Genomic DNA, 16,075 nt, shown 5'->3' on the forward strand with positions numbered 1-16,075 from the left:
GAAATTTAGGAAAGAATATAATAAAAATACTATGAGTATAAAATGGAAATTTGCAACACACACGGAATTAAATGACATTGTAGGCTTTAAGGATAATGATATTGAGAAATTTGGTGAGAATCCTGCAAAATCTATTGTAAGAGAAGCTATTCAAAATTCTTGTGATGCTTTAGATATACAAAATGATCAAAAACAGGTTAATGTAGTTATTAAAACGGGTTCAGTAAAAAAGTTAGATTTACCCAATTTTAGTGATATAGAAGACCATATTAAATCCTGTATAAATAAAGAAAATGATGAGGCTGAAAACGATGAGATTCAAAGACATATTAATGTGTTTTCAGAAGATTCATATACCTATTTAGAAATTTCTGATTATAATACAACAGGAATGGCAGAAAAACCATTTCAGAGTTTAACACAAGGTATTTTTAAATCTACAAAAGCAACATCTGGTTCACAAGGGAGCAAAGGAGTTGGAAAGGCAGCATATTATGCTAGTTCTTATTTACGAACAATGTTAATATCTACAAGAAATGAAGAAGGTAATAGATATAGAGGTGCTGCAAAAATTTCGAATCATTTATGTCCTTATTCAGAAAACACTCAACTTAATTACAAAGGATTTTATGGTGATTTAACAAAAAAAGAAAATAACGAAATACCAGCACTTTTTCAACGAGAAGAAATGGGAACATCAGTATTTGTTATTGGTTTTTGGGAGTTACCTAATTTTAAAACAGATGTAATAGAAGAAGTTTTACGTAACTATTGGTTTGCAATTGCAAAAGAACAATTAGTAGTAACTGTAGAAAATGAAACATTAGATTCATTAAATATTGGGGTTTATATGGAACATTATTTCCCTAATTATAGAGATTATAGAACTGGTGGTAGACAGAATCCCAGAGCATATTATGATGTATATAAAAAGGGAACTATTTACACTAAAGATATTGCAAACATTGGTAGTTGTACACTTTGGCTTCATAAAAATGATGGATATAATTTAGGAGCTGTAGCTAGATTTAGGCAAACTAAAATGTTAATTTTTAAAGAAAATGATTTAGATGCAGGTTTTGCAGGTGTTTTTTTATGCGACAACGATGTTGGAAATACTTTTTTAAAAAATATTGAAAACGATGCCCATGATGTTTGGAATCCCAAATTGAATCGTAATGTTACAGCTTTGGCAGAAATTACAATTAAGGAGATTAAAGAGTTTATAAGAGAAAATTATGTGCGTTATTCTGGTTTTGGAAACCAAAGCTCTTTTTCAATAGATACATTAGATAATCTTTTTAGTTTTTCTGGCGGAAATGCTAAAACTACCAGTAAAAATAAAGACAAGGATAGAAATAAAATAATAGTTGAACCAAAAGAGAACACGCGAGATAGGTTAATTATTAAACATTCCTTTAAAGCAATCCAAAAGAATGGAATGTATGTTTATAATTTAACTTTTGAATCTGGAAGAACTGTTCGAAATCAAAAATTTAAAATTTCAATTGGTACAGATTCTAGTAAAGATGTAATTAATATTAAAAATTCCGAAATCGGCAATTTTAAAGACAATGTTATTGAGTTAGATGTGAAAAAAGGAAAGAATATTATCAACAATATTGAATTAGATAGTCCTTACTTAGTAGCACCTTCTATATCCTCATTAAACAAATAAGCTATGAAACAAAGTGCTAACTTCCCATACGATGTAGAAATACAAATTATAGAGCTTTTAGAATTGCCTCAATCATCAGAATCATTTGAGTATGAAATTAAATTGCCTGAGTATTATACAACAGATTCAAAATACCAACATATTCAAGACAATATAGATCTTATAGCTGAAACAAATTGTTCTGCAACCTTATACAGAAATGTAATTTCAACAAAAAGTAATTCTAAACTTACTATTACTGTTCCTCGTAATAAGGTTAATGTTAATTTTACTATCGATTTATTATTAGTTGCTAATAAAGAATTTAGTTGGGATAATCAATTATTACAAAAAGGAATGCCAATAGCACATTTTGGTTCCTTTAAAAAAGATATAGATACTAGAAGTACAGGTCTTATTTCTTTTGAAAAATTTGATGGCAAAGAAATTTTAATATCTAACTCTGATCATGCCATTAAAATAAAAATTCCCGAAATACAATTTGAGTATTTAATGCAAAAACAGAATTCTTTATTGGTAAAGGAAATTCTAACCTCTCAATTTGCACAAATAGCTTTATTGGAGGCTTGTAAAGAACTTAAAGAAAATTCGAAAAGAAATAATTTATTTTGGTACAAAGAACTAGTAAACAAATGGAGAAAATTTTCTGAATATGATGAATACCCTCAAGACTCAGATCATTTGAAATTTGTAAATGATATTTTAAAAAATCCAAGTATTAAATTAGTGAATCATTTAATTGCAATAGATAAACAAGATCAAGATGGCTAAAATATTTACAACAGAAAGTCTTTCTTTTTTAAGAGATGAATTTAAGAATTACATAGAATTAGAAGATTTTTTAAGGAAATACCAAAATGAAGCTTTTGATTTTAGTGCCATCGAACTTGTCGAAGATTCTGATTATCCTGAATTATTAGAAACAAAAATAAATGAGTTTTATGAAAGTTTTGATAATAATCCTAAAGATGAATTTTCGTTGGCTAAAATTTTATACGAAGGATTGCAGATAAATGAAAATCAAGCTTCAAATAATCTATTTTGGCTATACTTAAATCTTGGACCCTTTTTTAGTTTTATAAAAAATCGTTGGATTCAGAAATGGAATGAAAATGATGAGAAATTAAGAAATGATCTTGAAAGATTTCTTTTGTCTATAGAACCTTCTCATAATAGTTTAATTAAATCGCCAATTGCAGGTTTGTGGTGGGCTATTCATTTAACAATTGATCATTCTCTTGAAGACAAATATTATTATAGTAAAGTTTTTCTGTCAGAGAGAAACTTAAGAGACAAAAACATTGGATCTTATCAACTTATTAGAGATAAGAAGGTTTTACAAGCAGTTTTAGATTTCTATAACACTTATAAAAATAAAGAGCTTAATGGTAAAAGAATTGGATCTGAAGCTATTGCTCAACAAATGATTAAGACTCTGAATCAAATAGGAGGTTTAACAGTTTTGAGTTATTTAGACAAAGATGAAGTTTTCCAGAAGATGGAAAAATTTAAAGAAACAATCTTTTTAAGAGCCAGAGAAGTTCAACTAGGTAAAAAAGCATCTAGAATACGATTGGAAATACTTCGTAATAATGATAAAGGTAACTTGATAAATGAAGCATCACAGCCTATTATAAAGACAGAGCAAAAAGAAGCAAAAAGTATAGATAAAAATGATAAACAAGAAAAAGTCCTAAAGTATTTTAATTTAAGAAATAATGGTGAATATAATTTAACAAATACAAAAGTAGATTCATTTTTTTTTCAAACAGCAATTAGAAAAAATTTTGAAAACGGATACCTTTTAATCTGTTATAATGAATCTGGTTATATTAATCGAATCAAGATTTCCAAATTATTGCAAAAACAAAGAGAGTTATATCAAAATGGTGTTTATTTTGAGAATACTGTTAACCGTATTTTAACAATTCCCAAAAGATCCATTTTAGGGATAATATATAGTCAGAAAGGGGTTAAATATTTCAAAGCAATTCTATCAGATCAATTAAAGGATAATAATGGAAATGTGGGTTTACAAGGCTATAAAACTATGCCTTTTAATTATGATACTATTGAATATATACCGCTTCCAATAAATTTAGAAGTCGAACTTTCGAGACTTATATTTAAATCATTTAATGCTTCTGGTAAGTCTTTCAATAATCCTAATTACAAAAAAGAGTTTAAAATTATAAATCATTTTGGAGATAATACAGAGTTCAAATTATTTTAATTAAAAGCTCTAGCCATTTTAAAACAAAATTCTCAAACTACATTTTCCACCAAAAGAATTATGGGAGCAATTAGAACTTGGAGATAAAAGATCTAATTCTCAAATGGATGTTGTTTTGGCACTTTGGGAGAATGGATTGATTGTAAAGGTTTAGAAGTTTTTAAATTGAGAGATTGGTTATTGCCTATGTTAATGAATGAGCAGGTTACTGTTGGTTATCCAGAGCAAGAAGTTGAGGGTTTGGGTTTGGGTGCTGAGCGTGTAGAAGATTATAAAATGAAAAAGTTGAAATAAAAACAAATTGTTATGGCTAAAACACAATTAAATAAGGTGCTAGAACTTGTAAATGAATATGCTGTAAAATACAGAGGTAAAAATCTTGGAAAATTTGATATAAGTGATATTTATGAACTATTTCCTGATAGTAAAGACACTTATGGATGGTTTAATGAATGGCCGAACAATGGTAAATACGGAATTTATTTAATTATGGATAAAGATAAAAATGTAATTTATGTAGGTGAATCTTCAAACATTGGTAATAGGCTAAGTAACTATTTCCAATCTTCAGAAGACAAATCTTGTAAAATTATTCATAAATGGAAAAAAACACCAAGATACGTTTGCTCAATAGCTGTTCCATCAGAAACTTGGTTTGAGCGTTTAGCTTTGGAAGAATTTTTAATTTACAATGTTCAGCCAATTGATAATAAAAAAAGTAAATATTCCAATAATTAACTCTTTAGTTTAGTTATTAAATGGTACGGTGAAATAATAATTAATTAAAAACTCATTATGAATAATTACGCATTAACAGCTTTAAAAAGCGCACAAAATTATAAAAGCTCTTATTCTACCATAGAAATTTGGTCGAGATCTGCAAAAGAAGTTTTTCCTAACTCAAAAAGTTCACAAGAAAAAAGTTGTCCTAAAGGTACTTTTTTAGGTTTGTGTGAAGATGGTTTAGTAAAAGGTATTCCTAAAGGTAATTATACCAAGTCAGTTAAAAATAAAGAATATGCATTGAAAGCTATAGAAATATTAATAAAAACTGTTTGAGATTAGTATAATTTTCATTTATAAAAAAAAAATACTATTTTTAGAATATATAAAATAACCTATGGAAAATAAATTAAATTGTTATACAGAGTGTCAGTTAAGTATTAGTGAATTTAAAAGTTTGCATAAAAAAATGGAGAGTGATGGTTTTGAAATTTTAAACATTACTGCAATAAATAATTCAGATCAAATAGAAATATCTGGTGTATGGCAAAGATCTAATAGTATATCTTCTACTATTTCATATTTTGATTCAAGCCAAGAGCTATTAGATTCATTAGATCATCAGGAAAATAAAGAACAAATTCCACATGATATTTGTGTATTTGAGGATGTAAATAAAGTTAAAAGTATTGTTGTTTGGAAAAACTCTTTAGATTTATCTGCATTTATGAGCTCAAAAGAAACGTATGATGAATTTCAGAAAAGTTTTAATCAAAACGTAAAAAAAGGATTAACATTACATAGCTTAAAAAGCTTCTCAATATCTGGTATAGACTACTATTATGCAATTTGGTCTAAACAAAAATCTAACGGTTTTTTAGCAAGACATGGTATGAGTGAACAGGAATTTCAAGAGTTATTTAATAATTATACTAATAGAGGTTATATTTTACAAGATTTATCAATTTACAAAACTAGTTCTAACCCTAAAAATAGTTTTACGGCACTTTGGAAACTTTCTGATGCGCCATTATTTTTCAAAACAAAGTATAATTTGGATAGTGTTGCTTATAAAAAATTTATAAAAGATTATACGCCATCTGGCTACAGAACAACATCAATATGCTCATATAATGAAAACGGAAAAACACTATATGCTTGTTCAGTAATACTTTCTTAAAGATTTAAGTTGTTAAGCACACCCAAATAAGCGCTGGATATAATGCAATAAAAGACCAGAAAAATGTGTTTAGCCCTAAAATAACCGCATTCATAAAATGAAACAAAACTCCTAGAAATAAGTAAAAAAACACCCATTCTATAGGTAAAATTAAGGTTATAGGGATAAAACACTCAAATATTAGTATTAACAAGGATACAAAACCAATTAATTTAGGATGCTTTTTACCTAATTTCCAAGCAGTTTTATTCCCATAAGTATGTTGCCTTAACACAACCATTAAGTCTTTACCATTTCTCCATGTAGGTTGTAAAATACGTATCCAGCCAGATGTCAAATAAGCTACAAAAAGTAAACTAGTAATAAAGTATAAGCTAATTTGGTATATGTTTTGAGTATTAAAACCATATGCAATAACTCCAACAACAAAAACTATTTTAGTAATTTGATCAGAACCCATAGTGCCATCACTATTCCTTAGAGATAAAACGATAAGAGAAATTGCTATTAATAGACATTCTAAGAAAATATCAAATTGATAAAATATACTTACTAATATAGAAATAGATGCCGATAGTTGTAAAATAAAAAATAATAATACATTGGGATACTTAAAAAGTTTACCTAGTATATTACTCACAAATGTATTACCATAAAAAGGGCTTCCAACCTCTCTAACATTCCAACCATAAAAGTTATTGTTTTTAAATTTTTTTGACAACCATAGCCACTCCAATGATGAAATACTTAAGCTAATAGCTGATAAATATATTACTAAAGAAAACGCATTGATGTCAGTTTGAAGGATACTAATCACATTTATGCAAATTAGAGATAAATAATAAATCGTGTGTAGAATCTTCAAATCCTGCAAAACAGGCAACAGTAAACTGTATTTGATCTATCCCTGGTTTACTTTTAAGAGTACTTTCAGCAGCATTTAAAAATATTAAATATGGTAAGGTCAAATGCCATATGTCAGGAGTTTTTCTAAAAGGATCTAGTTCTTCATACAAATCAAAAATTGATTTTCTTAATCTATGATCTGGATTCCAAATAAAGCACCAATAATTTTTAGTCGATTTAAGTACAGGTATCCAATTTGTAGCTTCCCTATTTAATGTATAGCCTTTACAATAAACTCTTAAATCTCTAGATACAGGTCTAGGAGCAAAAAATCTAAAAGAAGGTAGAAGACCAAAAATATCAACTTTATCTAAAAAAGAAGTATTAAATTGGTATAGAGCAGTAGAAATTAGCCAAAAGGAAAATAAAGCTATTATCGTTATTTCTGTTATATTTAAGTGCATACTAACTAGATGCTTTAATCTCTTTTAGTAAACATTTTAAAGATGAAGAAGCTTTTGGTAAATAACCAATTTTATTTTCGTATTCACTTTTAATCTTTTTACTAAGTAAACTTGGATTTTCGTTAAAGTTACTTGGAAAACCGAAACCAAGTCTAAATTTTCCATTAGGGTTTCCACAAGCTATCCTTCCTTTACAAGCTGCATGTCCAATAGCGTCTTTACCAATAAAAGAACCTAAAATATTTTTTTTATGTAATAACCATCTGTCTCTTATTCTGAATGAGTTGATACTCCCGTTATCCATTTCTACTAAAAATCTTTCATTCTTATTCATGATATACAAACTATTGGTTTCAGCTAAAATAAAAAATTAATAATTAATAATTTTATTAATATATAGATTTTTTATTTTTATTTTATTTGAAAAAGTTTTAATATGGGTTGATAAATATTATAAAGAGATTTAATATTTGTTGTTCTCGATAGTTTTTTTCTTTATATGTAAGATGTGAAACTGACACCAAAACTGACACCTTAAAAAACAAAGCCCTGTAAATAAATGATTTACAGGGTTGTTTGTGGAGACGCCGAGAATCGAACTCGGGTCCAAACGAGCAGCCAAAAGGCTTTCTACATACTTAGTTCTTTCTTAATTTTCGACTAAAAGTTGATTAAGAACAATCTGCTTTTAGCTTAACTTCTTTAGTTTCAAAAACCCTCCGAAGTACCAGGTTTTCTATATTTACTTTTACGATATCCAAAAGTGAAACGCCGTAAATCAGGGCTTTCCGTGGACATAAAGCTTGCACACCTAGTGTGCCGAGGCTAATCCTACTATAATTCGGATTAAGCAGCTAAAGCGTAGTTATCTTCGCCGTTTAAAAAGTTGAAATTAGGTTTTACGAGTGTTATTTCATAACTCGGTATGCTTACAAATTCACTGTCCTCGCTGTCAAAACCAGTCGTCCCCGTTTTAATAGTTTGTGCGTTACCACGAAAAAAATCGTGGTCAAGCTTTCCGTTATATCTTTTTTAATAGAAAAAATTAAAAAAGGATGTCACTTCAATCCTTAACGCGGTCTGCAAAAGTATAAAAAATACAGTTGCTTATCACCATAAATTCTAATATCTTCGAGCAAATATTATACCACAATATATTATGAAGTTTGGCATTATAAAAGAACGCAAAAATCCACCGGATAGAAGAGTAGTTTTTTCACCAGAAAAATTACAAGAATTCAAAGAAAAATTCACTGACGCCACTATTAAAGTAGAATCTTCTGATATTCGAGTTTTCTCTGATCAAGCATATAAATCTGCCGGATTAGAAGTAACTGATAATATGTCAGATTGTGATGTTTTATTTGGTGTAAAAGAATTGCCAATTGATGCTTTAATCAACAATAAAAAATATTTTTTCTTTAGCCATACAATAAAGAAACAGCCTTATAACAGAAAATTATTATTGGCAATTCTAGAAAAAAACATAGAATTGTATGATCATGAAACTATTGTAAAAGAAAACGGAGCACGTTTAATAGGTTTTGGACGTTATGCTGGTATTGTAGGTGCTTATAATGGTTTTAGAGCAATTGGTTTAACAAACAATACTTTTAATCTGCCAAAAGCAGAAATGTTAGATAGCCAAAAAGAATTAATTTCTGAGTTGAATAAAATCGACTTACCAAACATTAAAATTCTTTTAACAGGAAACGGTAAAGTTGCTTATGGAGCAAAAGAAATGTTAGACGGAATGAATATTAAACAAGTTTCTGTAGATGAATATTTAAATTATTCGTTTACTGAAGTTGTATATTGTTTGGCAGATGTTCTAGATTATAATAAGCGTAAAGACGGGCAAGTTATTGATAATTTTGACTTTTACGATCATCCAGAAAATTATGAATCAGATTTTATGCGTTTTGCAAAAGTGACAGATTTCTTTATTGCGGGTCATTTTTATGGAAATGGCGCTCCATATTTATTTACTAGAAATGATGCAAAAGCTTCTGATTTTAATATAAAGTTTGTGGCAGATATTTCTTGTGATGTAGATGGTCCTGTAGCATCAACATTAAAAGCATCAACAATTGCAGATCCTATTTATGGTTATAATCCTGAAACAGAATCTGAAGTTGATTTTAAAGATGAAAACGCAATTGTTGTAATGGCTGTAGACAATTTACCTTGTGAATTACCAAAAGATGCAAGTGAAGGTTTTGGCGAAATGTTTTTACAAAATGTAATTCCTGCTTTTTTCAATAATGATAAAGATGGAGTTTTACAACGTGCAAAAATGACAGAAAACGGAAAATTGACAGAGCGTTTTTCTTACTTACAAGATTATGTTGACGGAAAAGAATAAATGACAGAAGACAAACAATTTTTAATAGACTTAGCGAAAATGAAAATGCCTTTTGGTAAATACAAAGGCAGATTTCTTATCGATTTACCAGAACATTATATTGTTTGGTATAAAAACAAAGGTTTCCCTAATGGAAAATTAGGAAAACAGATGGGGTTGGTTTATGAACTTCAATTAAATGGATTAGAAGATATTGTGAGAGAAATTAGGAGGAAGTTTTAATCTTCTTAAAGTACTTTTCAATCAGGTAAATAGTGATTACACCTAATGTATACGCAATTAAATCGCCAATGCTAAAGGAGGTTCCTAAAATTAGTTTTAAAATTTGTGAATACTCCTTTGGAAAATGATTTTGTAAATTAGATAGTTGAAGAAATTCAATAATAAATGAAATAGCGAATGTTATTAAAACAGCCTTTTCTGTTGATATTTTAAAGATGCTTTTTATAAACGTGTATACAAACATAACGGCTAAATAATCACCAATTGTATGTCTTAAAAAACCTGTAGCATATTTAGCGATTAGTATTTCTATTAGAAATATTACAAAAAAAAGTATGAAGTATATTTTATTAAATTTCAGCATTTAAATTGTTTTTAAGATTCTTATTCTGTTGGATAATTGAATTTGGTTTACAAATCCAAATCCAAGACTGCATTAATGTTATAAATGCTGTTATAAAAAAAGCACAAACAAAACTTTCAAAATTTGACAGAATTACAAAGTATATCAAGATTCCAAAAGTAATTATTGAGTAATATGGAAAATACTTTTTAAAAATTTCATGGTCAGTTACACCTTCTTTTGCTAACCAAAAGAAAGGTGTAATTGTAACTAGAATTGTTAAAGAGCAAACAATTGCTATAGGAATTATGGATACAATAAATAAAGGAGAAATTTGATTTAAGTCCTCTGGAATAATAAGTATCCAAAAGAGTACTGTAGCCAAACATATTGCTTTTAATAAAGTTGATGATAAGTTCCTAGATGAATTCATTTTTTTAAATTAAAGTTGTCATACACTATTTCTTGCCAAGAATTATTCTGTAAACTTCAATATAATTATTGTGTTTTATATTGATGTTAAATTGACTGCTTTTATTAATTTCATTTTTTTCAATATAATATTTCAGCAGAAAAGTATTATTATCTGATAGATTTATTAAGTATTTTAAATCCATTTGATCTGCGTTGTTTATGTTGTAGTCAGTAATTATTTTATCCCAATTTATTGTAGCAGATAAAATTAATATCACAAATGCAATTTGTATGTTTTTACGGAAAAGAAACCATAAATTTTTAATCTGGGTTACTTTTATGAACGTTGTAATTAATCCAACAGAAGTTGCAATTAAAAAGAATAGTACACCAATTCTTTTGTAAGTGAAACCAAACGAATTAATATATTCTATATTTTTTATAGTTGTAATGATCACTAAAGTTAAGTTTAAAAAGATCCATACAAAGGTTAAATTTTTCAAACCTTTGTTTTTTTCAAAAAAGTTAATATTTCCTCTAAAGAAATAAAGAATAATTACGATTGCCAATACATTAGAAAATATCAATGCATTTACACCATTATGTACTTGTTCTGAAAGTTGAGAAGCTACCATTTGATGAAGTTCTGATAGATATAAAACATCAGTAATTAGAAAAAGAATAATAAGTGCATTTAGTGAAGCCATCAATATAATACCTAATTGATTTTCGTTTACAAGCTCTTTGGTAGTAATAGGTTCTAAAGTATTTTTTTCTAAATTATTTCCAATGTTAAGATCATCATAAGTTGCTGGTTCTATTTGAATTGGATGCGAAATATTATAAAATAGATAATAGCCTAGCGCAGTAAAAAGAATCCATTGAAAATTGATAAAACTAAAGTCGATTTTTGAAATTAATTCATCAAACATAGGGTTTCCATTTCTATATAAATTGATGAAAATGATTAATATAATTGATGGAATTCCTATTATTTTTAACCAATAAACGTAATCTATTTTTTCTTTTTTCACCTTATCAACTTCAGAATTTTCTTTGTCAAAACGCATTGAGAAATAAGAAACAACTACAGTGTAAATTCCATTGATCCATTTTACATAAATAGATGATTTATGTTCAGAAACACTTCCTATAAAAGTCATAAAAGCAATAATATTAGCAAGTATGGCTAGATTAGATTTGTACATAAAAACAGCTGCTCCCGTGATTAAATAGGCAATAGCTAAAAAAATAGTGCTTTTATACTTGAATATTTGATTATTTTTAATCGCTAACATTACAATAGTAAGTAAGGTAAATAGCGATAAATTTAAACCAATGTTTTGTTGATAGAAGAATGTGCTAAAAAGGATTGCACTAACTAAGGTTATTAAGTTTTTCATTTTTTAAATATTTATAATTTGTTGTTTATTAAAAATGGTGTCTCTTAATAATTAAAGAGAGATTTTTGAAAGAACTTTGAATTTCAAAGTGAATAAATAAAAAAATAGTATTATTTGTTTTTGATTAATTTTTCCAGTGCATTAATGTGTTTTTTAAACTCCATTCTGCCTAGTTCTGTTGCTAGATATTTTGTGTTCGGTTTTCTACCAATAAATTGTTTTTCAACTTTTATAAAATCTACTTTTTCTAATGCTTTTGTATGACTGGCTAAGTTACCATCTGTTGCACCTAATAATTCTTTTAAAGTATTAAAATCTGCGTACTCGTTCACCATCAAAATAGACATAATACCTAATCGTATTCGATGATCAAAAGCTTTATTTATATTTAGAATAATATTTTTCAACTGAAATCTATTTATATTATAATAACAGGTTAATTTCTATCGTATTTAAAGTACATCACTAAACCATATAAAATATGCATAACTCCAAAACCAATTACCCAAAACCAGAATCCATAACCAGGAAAAATGGCAGATAATAAACCTAAAGTTATCTGAGTAAGTCCTAAATATTTTACATCTCCTAATGTGTATTTAGAAGCGTTAAATAACGCTAAACCATAGAATAATAACATTAAATCACCAGTTTGTTCATAACGTTGTTGACTTAAAATGATGAGAATATAGATTCCTCCAGCTGCTAATGGAATTATAAAATTTAATAAAAGTCTTCTTGTTAGTGGATCCCAAATTTTTTCATCATTCTGTTTTGCTTTTCTTGTCGTTAAAATAATTGCTGTTCCAATACTAACTATACCGACAAAAACTAAATCAATTAGTACTAAACGAAAAGTTTCATCATCTAAATTTAGATAACCACTTTCACTTTTATTTACTAACCAATAAGCATAACCAGCACCAATTAAAGCGAAAATTCCTGCTAAAATACCAGACAATCCACTCAATGAAATAAATTTCGAAGATTTACTCATTAAGTTTTTAATTTCTGATATGTCTCTTAAATAATTTTCTTGACTCATTTTTAAAGAACTTTGAAATACAAAGTAAAAGATAATTTTTAAAATGAGCAACAAAAAAAACAAAAACTCTCTATATATATTTTAAAACATCGGTATTTGTTTCATTATTTCAAAGTTGTGCTTTAATCTTTAGCATTCCATTTTTCAATTGATATTAATTAATTTATTATTTTTACTATACTTAATAAGTCTTTATGTATTTTAAATACTACAAAAAATGAACTTTAAATCATTATTAGATAATCCAACTTTTATAAACATCGCATCTGTATTTATACTGTTTATAATTGTATATATTTTAGTCAAAATTTCTCAAAAATCAGCAACAAGATTAACAAAAGAAAACACCTCTAAATATAAAGTTAGAAAGCTTATTAATTTTTTCGGTTATCTAGTTTTTGTTATCGGAGTTATGTTTATTTATAATTCTAAACTTTCTGGTTTTGGAACAGCTATTGGTGTTGCAGGAGCAGGAATAGCATTTGCATTGCAAGAGATAATTGTAAGTATTGCAGGTTATATAGCAATATTTAGCAGTAACTTTTATAGAGTTGGAGACCGTGTAAAACTTGGTGGAATTAAAGGAGATGTGATTGATATTGGTATCTTAAGAACTACTTTAATGGAAATTGGAGATTGGGTAAATGGAGATCTTTATAACGGTAAAATGGTTAGAGTTGCCAATAGTTTTGTTTTTAAAGAACCAGTTTATAACTACTCTGGAGATTTTCCTTTTCTATGGGATGAAATTACAATTCCGATAAAGACAAATGGTGATTATAAATATGCAAAAGAACTTTTCACAACTGTTTTAGAAGAAGAAGTAGGTGATTTTGCGAATTTATCTCAAGACTCTTGGAATAAAATGATAGGTACTTATAGCATCGAAAATGCAAGAGTTAAACCTATGATAACAATGGTTTTTGATGAAAATTGGATTACTTTCACTTTAAGATATGTCGTAGATTATAAATCCAGGAGAGGTACAAAATCTATTTTATTTGATAAAATTCTTTCTGCAATTAATGATTCTAAAGGAAGAATTGAAGTTGCTTCTGCAGCAATTGAAATTACAGCATTTCCTAATAAATAAAATAAAGCAATCAATAAATTATTCTTTAACTACAACTCCATAAGTAAGATGAGCAATTCCTAAAATAGAAAGAGAAGAAGACCAATAAGTAGGGATTAAGAAGCACAGAATTGCTAAAAGTAAACTTAACCCTGATAAAACTAATAGATTTTTTCTTTCTTTATTCTTAAATAGAAATAATAAGATTCCGTAAAAAATAAGAAAAGTAGGAGTGAGGTAGTTTGTAAATTCTAGATTCATTAAAACGATTAGAATAATAAAAGCGACAACAATTACAATTATATATTTTTGAACAGCAGCCTTTGTTTTATCGCCCCAAAGTTGGATGTTTAACTTTTTAGCATTCTTTTTTCCTATAAAGAATAATGTTAAAGTTGATAATAGAACAAATGTAAAAGCAATCAGTATAATTAGGTTTTCTATCGTTTTTGGAGATAGCGTTTCTAGTGGAGTTGCGTTATTTAACAACGCTTCTATAACATAACCTGCAATAAAAAGATAGCCTCCAATTAAAATACTTGTAAAACCTTTTAATGAGAAATTGACTTGAATATTATCTTGCATAGGTAAGTTCTTTATCAGATTTTTTTTAACTTCCGCGAATATACAAAAATGAAGCCTGCAGAAGCATATATTTTAAATCAACCAGAACCTTTCAAGTCCATTTTAATGCATTTGCAGATATTGATTGAAACTAGTTTTCCTAATGTTGATTTGCAATTTAAATGGAAAATTCCTTTTTATTATTTAGATGATAAACCTTTTTGTTATTTAAATCCTTCAAAAAAGAAAGGGTATGTTGATGTTGGATTTTACACAAACAAAAATTTAGAAAAATTTAATGAATTTGTAATTTCTGATAACAGAAAAGTTGTAAAATCTTTACGTTATAAAAATTTAGAAGAGATTAAAGCTGAAGTATTAATTTCAGTTTTAGACGAAGCATACAAGCAAACTACTAAAGGATTTTTTGGTAAATAATTACTTCGTTTTAAACTGAAGTGCACCTTTCTTGTTGATATGAATCCTTAAAAAGGAATTCTTTTTTGCTTCCTTAAAAGTTAGAGTTGTGATGTTATCAACAGTCGTTCTAATCGGTTTTTTTGCAAAACGTTGCCCTTGAAATGTATAATATATTAAAGTGTTTTTATCTAAATTTTTAAAGTTCAACTTAATTTCATTAGATGAATTTACTTTTAAAATACCTGTTGTAGGAGATACTAATTCAATTTTAGAATTTAGAAAAGAAGCACCATAAAGTGGTTGATTATAATACTCTTCTAATGTTATTCTACCAAAGCGTAAAACCCAAATTGTATCTTTTGGGAAATGAGTTTTAAAAATCTTCTCTTTAGGAATATTATAAAAATAGTTATTAAATTCTTTAACCCATTTATCATTTGACACATAACCTGCTGCCCAAGTAGCATCTAACAACACCCATTTGTTATTCAGTTTTACTGCGTTCCAAGCATGGTTAGGAGTGTCTTTAGGTTTGCCAATTTCTTCAGGACTAATTCTAGCAGTTCCTACAATTACTTCGGATTCTAACCCTAATAAATCACAAACTTTTTTAAATGATTGTGCGTATTCTTCGCAAACTCCCGTTTTAGAAATAAAAGCAGCATCTATAATTTTATCTTTTAGCCCTTGTAGTTTTTGTATTCTTTCTTCTTCTGATGAATAACTAAAATTATAATGTCTCTGTTTAGGATTGTGGAATTCTCTTAAATTATAATGAATGTTTTTAGCTATCCAATAAAAAGCAGCTCTCGTTTTATCTTCATCAGAAGTAAAGTCTTTAGCTATTTTGGTTGCTAAATCTTCAGCTTTAGAGAATCTTGGATATTCTAAAACCAAAGAATCAACCTTTTTAAAGTCTTGTGAGTTTGTTGCAACAGAAATTAATAAAAAGAAAAATAGAAGTTGTTTCATAAGTTTTAAAGGTAAACAACTTTAGGAGTCAAAAATTGTGCCTTTTTAGTTTTTTGAAAAAAAGAGAAATCCTTCAGGTCTTAAAACCTGAAGGATTTGAAAATATTTTTTATTAAGATTGAGTAAGCGCG

The 16,075-nt window shown here is 27.6% G+C and carries 22 protein-coding genes and 1 other RNA gene; 12 read left to right on the forward strand and 11 right to left on the reverse strand.

What is annotated here, in order from left to right:
* Positions 1 to 31 precede the first annotated feature (31 nt).
* The 8 genes from BTO07_RS16470 to BTO07_RS16495 all read left to right on the forward strand — a co-directional run bounded on the left by BTO07_RS16470 (position 32) and on the right by BTO07_RS16495 (position 5,814).
* Positions 32 to 1,678 carry a hypothetical protein gene (locus BTO07_RS16470; protein ID WP_087522337.1) on the forward strand — a complete coding sequence of 549 codons (1,647 nt, stop codon included), beginning with the start codon at positions 32 to 34 and terminating at the stop codon, positions 1,676 to 1,678.
* A gap of 3 nt (positions 1,679 to 1,681) precedes the next feature.
* Positions 1,682 to 2,449 carry a hypothetical protein gene (locus BTO07_RS16475; RefSeq protein WP_087522340.1) on the forward strand — a complete coding sequence of 256 codons (768 nt, stop codon included), beginning with the start codon at positions 1,682 to 1,684 and terminating at the stop codon, positions 2,447 to 2,449.
* The gene (locus tag BTO07_RS16480; protein ID WP_087522342.1) at positions 2,442 to 3,911 is read left to right on the forward strand and encodes a DUF6339 family protein; all 1,470 of its coding nucleotides are present in this window, start codon (positions 2,442 to 2,444) and stop codon (positions 3,909 to 3,911) included. Before BTO07_RS16475 ends, BTO07_RS16480 begins: the two co-directional genes overlap by 8 nt.
* Before the next feature lie 28 nt (positions 3,912 to 3,939).
* Positions 3,940 to 4,065: a DUF6979 family protein gene (locus BTO07_RS17710; protein WP_442956822.1), complete on the forward strand. Its 126-nt coding sequence runs from the start codon at positions 3,940 to 3,942 to the stop codon at positions 4,063 to 4,065.
* Positions 4,035 to 4,205, forward strand: coding sequence for a hypothetical protein (locus tag BTO07_RS17355; protein ID WP_157663366.1), 171 nt, complete (start codon positions 4,035 to 4,037; stop codon positions 4,203 to 4,205). The genes BTO07_RS17710 and BTO07_RS17355 overlap by 31 nt, the downstream gene beginning before the upstream one ends.
* A 12-nt stretch (positions 4,206 to 4,217) precedes the next feature.
* Positions 4,218 to 4,649, forward strand: a complete 432-nt coding sequence (locus BTO07_RS16485) for a GIY-YIG nuclease family protein (RefSeq protein WP_087522344.1) — start codon at positions 4,218 to 4,220, stop codon at positions 4,647 to 4,649.
* Between the two features lie 57 nt (positions 4,650 to 4,706).
* Positions 4,707 to 4,970: a DUF6979 family protein gene (locus BTO07_RS16490; protein ID WP_087522346.1), complete on the forward strand. Its 264-nt coding sequence runs from the start codon at positions 4,707 to 4,709 to the stop codon at positions 4,968 to 4,970.
* Between the two features lie 61 nt (positions 4,971 to 5,031).
* On the forward strand, positions 5,032 to 5,814 hold the full coding sequence (locus BTO07_RS16495; RefSeq protein WP_087522349.1) for a hypothetical protein: 783 nt from the start codon (positions 5,032 to 5,034) through the stop codon (positions 5,812 to 5,814).
* A gap of 4 nt (positions 5,815 to 5,818) precedes the next feature.
* Here BTO07_RS16495 and BTO07_RS16500 read toward each other — a convergent pair whose 3' ends face one another.
* The 4 genes from BTO07_RS16500 to ssrA all read right to left on the reverse strand — a co-directional run bounded on the left by BTO07_RS16500 (position 5,819) and on the right by ssrA (position 8,094).
* Positions 5,819 to 6,631, reverse strand: coding sequence for a hypothetical protein (locus BTO07_RS16500; protein ID WP_087522351.1), 813 nt, complete (start codon positions 6,629 to 6,631; stop codon positions 5,819 to 5,821).
* The gene (locus BTO07_RS16505; RefSeq protein WP_087522353.1) at positions 6,624 to 7,124 is read right to left on the reverse strand and encodes a hypothetical protein; all 501 of its coding nucleotides are present in this window, start codon (positions 7,122 to 7,124) and stop codon (positions 6,624 to 6,626) included. The genes BTO07_RS16500 and BTO07_RS16505 overlap by 8 nt, the downstream gene beginning before the upstream one ends.
* Position 7,125: 1 nt before the next feature.
* Positions 7,126 to 7,458, reverse strand: coding sequence for a hypothetical protein (locus BTO07_RS16510; RefSeq protein ID WP_087522356.1), 333 nt, complete (start codon positions 7,456 to 7,458; stop codon positions 7,126 to 7,128).
* A gap of 242 nt (positions 7,459 to 7,700) precedes the next feature.
* Positions 7,701 to 8,094: a transfer-messenger RNA gene (ssrA, locus tag BTO07_RS16515) on the reverse strand.
* A 189-nt stretch (positions 8,095 to 8,283) separates the two neighbouring features.
* Between ssrA and BTO07_RS16520 the strand changes: the two genes are divergently transcribed.
* Together BTO07_RS16520 and BTO07_RS16525 are read left to right on the forward strand one after the other, a co-directional pair.
* Positions 8,284 to 9,489 carry an NAD(P)-dependent oxidoreductase gene (locus BTO07_RS16520; RefSeq protein WP_087522358.1) on the forward strand — a complete coding sequence of 402 codons (1,206 nt, stop codon included), beginning with the start codon at positions 8,284 to 8,286 and terminating at the stop codon, positions 9,487 to 9,489.
* Complete coding sequence (locus BTO07_RS16525; RefSeq protein WP_087522360.1) at positions 9,490 to 9,711, forward strand: DUF3820 family protein; 222 nt, start codon at positions 9,490 to 9,492, stop codon at positions 9,709 to 9,711.
* Here BTO07_RS16525 and BTO07_RS16530 read toward each other — a convergent pair.
* The 5 genes from BTO07_RS16530 to BTO07_RS16550 all read right to left on the reverse strand — a co-directional run bounded on the left by BTO07_RS16530 (position 9,695) and on the right by BTO07_RS16550 (position 12,916).
* Positions 9,695 to 10,075, reverse strand: coding sequence for a ribosomal maturation YjgA family protein (locus BTO07_RS16530; protein ID WP_087522362.1), 381 nt, complete (start codon positions 10,073 to 10,075; stop codon positions 9,695 to 9,697). The two genes, BTO07_RS16525 and BTO07_RS16530, sit on opposite strands and share 17 nt — an antisense overlap.
* Positions 10,062 to 10,487 carry a hypothetical protein gene (locus tag BTO07_RS16535; RefSeq protein WP_087522364.1) on the reverse strand — a complete coding sequence of 142 codons (426 nt, stop codon included), beginning with the start codon at positions 10,485 to 10,487 and terminating at the stop codon, positions 10,062 to 10,064. Before BTO07_RS16535 ends, BTO07_RS16530 begins: the two co-directional genes overlap by 14 nt.
* A 25-nt stretch (positions 10,488 to 10,512) precedes the next feature.
* Positions 10,513 to 11,871, reverse strand: a complete 1,359-nt coding sequence (locus BTO07_RS16540; protein WP_087522366.1) for a DUF4153 domain-containing protein — start codon at positions 11,869 to 11,871, stop codon at positions 10,513 to 10,515.
* A gap of 110 nt (positions 11,872 to 11,981) precedes the next feature.
* Positions 11,982 to 12,278: a winged helix-turn-helix domain-containing protein gene (locus BTO07_RS16545; protein WP_087522368.1), complete on the reverse strand. Its 297-nt coding sequence runs from the start codon at positions 12,276 to 12,278 to the stop codon at positions 11,982 to 11,984.
* A 29-nt stretch (positions 12,279 to 12,307) separates the two neighbouring features.
* A complete protein-coding gene (locus BTO07_RS16550; RefSeq protein ID WP_087522371.1) occupies positions 12,308 to 12,916 on the reverse strand; it encodes a hypothetical protein in 609 nt (202 codons plus the stop codon).
* A gap of 217 nt (positions 12,917 to 13,133) precedes the next feature.
* Here BTO07_RS16550 and BTO07_RS16555 point away from each other — a divergent pair, with 217 nt between their 5' ends.
* Positions 13,134 to 14,009 carry a mechanosensitive ion channel family protein gene (locus BTO07_RS16555; RefSeq protein WP_087522373.1) on the forward strand — a complete coding sequence of 292 codons (876 nt, stop codon included), beginning with the start codon at positions 13,134 to 13,136 and terminating at the stop codon, positions 14,007 to 14,009.
* 18 nt (positions 14,010 to 14,027) lie between these two features.
* Here the strand turns inward: BTO07_RS16555 and BTO07_RS16560 are convergent, their stop codons facing one another.
* Entirely contained in the window at positions 14,028 to 14,573 is a 546-nt protein-coding gene (locus tag BTO07_RS16560; protein ID WP_087522375.1) for a hypothetical protein, read from the reverse strand.
* A 48-nt stretch (positions 14,574 to 14,621) separates the two neighbouring features.
* Between BTO07_RS16560 and BTO07_RS16565 the strand changes: the two genes are divergently transcribed.
* Positions 14,622 to 14,990, forward strand: coding sequence for a DUF1801 domain-containing protein (locus BTO07_RS16565; RefSeq protein ID WP_087522377.1), 369 nt, complete (start codon positions 14,622 to 14,624; stop codon positions 14,988 to 14,990).
* Here the strand turns inward: BTO07_RS16565 and BTO07_RS16570 are convergent, their stop codons facing one another.
* A complete protein-coding gene (locus BTO07_RS16570) occupies positions 14,991 to 15,944 on the reverse strand; it encodes a transglutaminase domain-containing protein (protein WP_087522379.1) in 954 nt (317 codons plus the stop codon). It lies immediately after the preceding gene.
* Positions 15,945 to 16,075: the final 131 nt, after the last annotated feature.

Source organism: Polaribacter sp. SA4-12 (assembly GCF_002163675.1).
Lineage (GTDB): Bacteria > Bacteroidota > Bacteroidia > Flavobacteriales > Flavobacteriaceae > Polaribacter.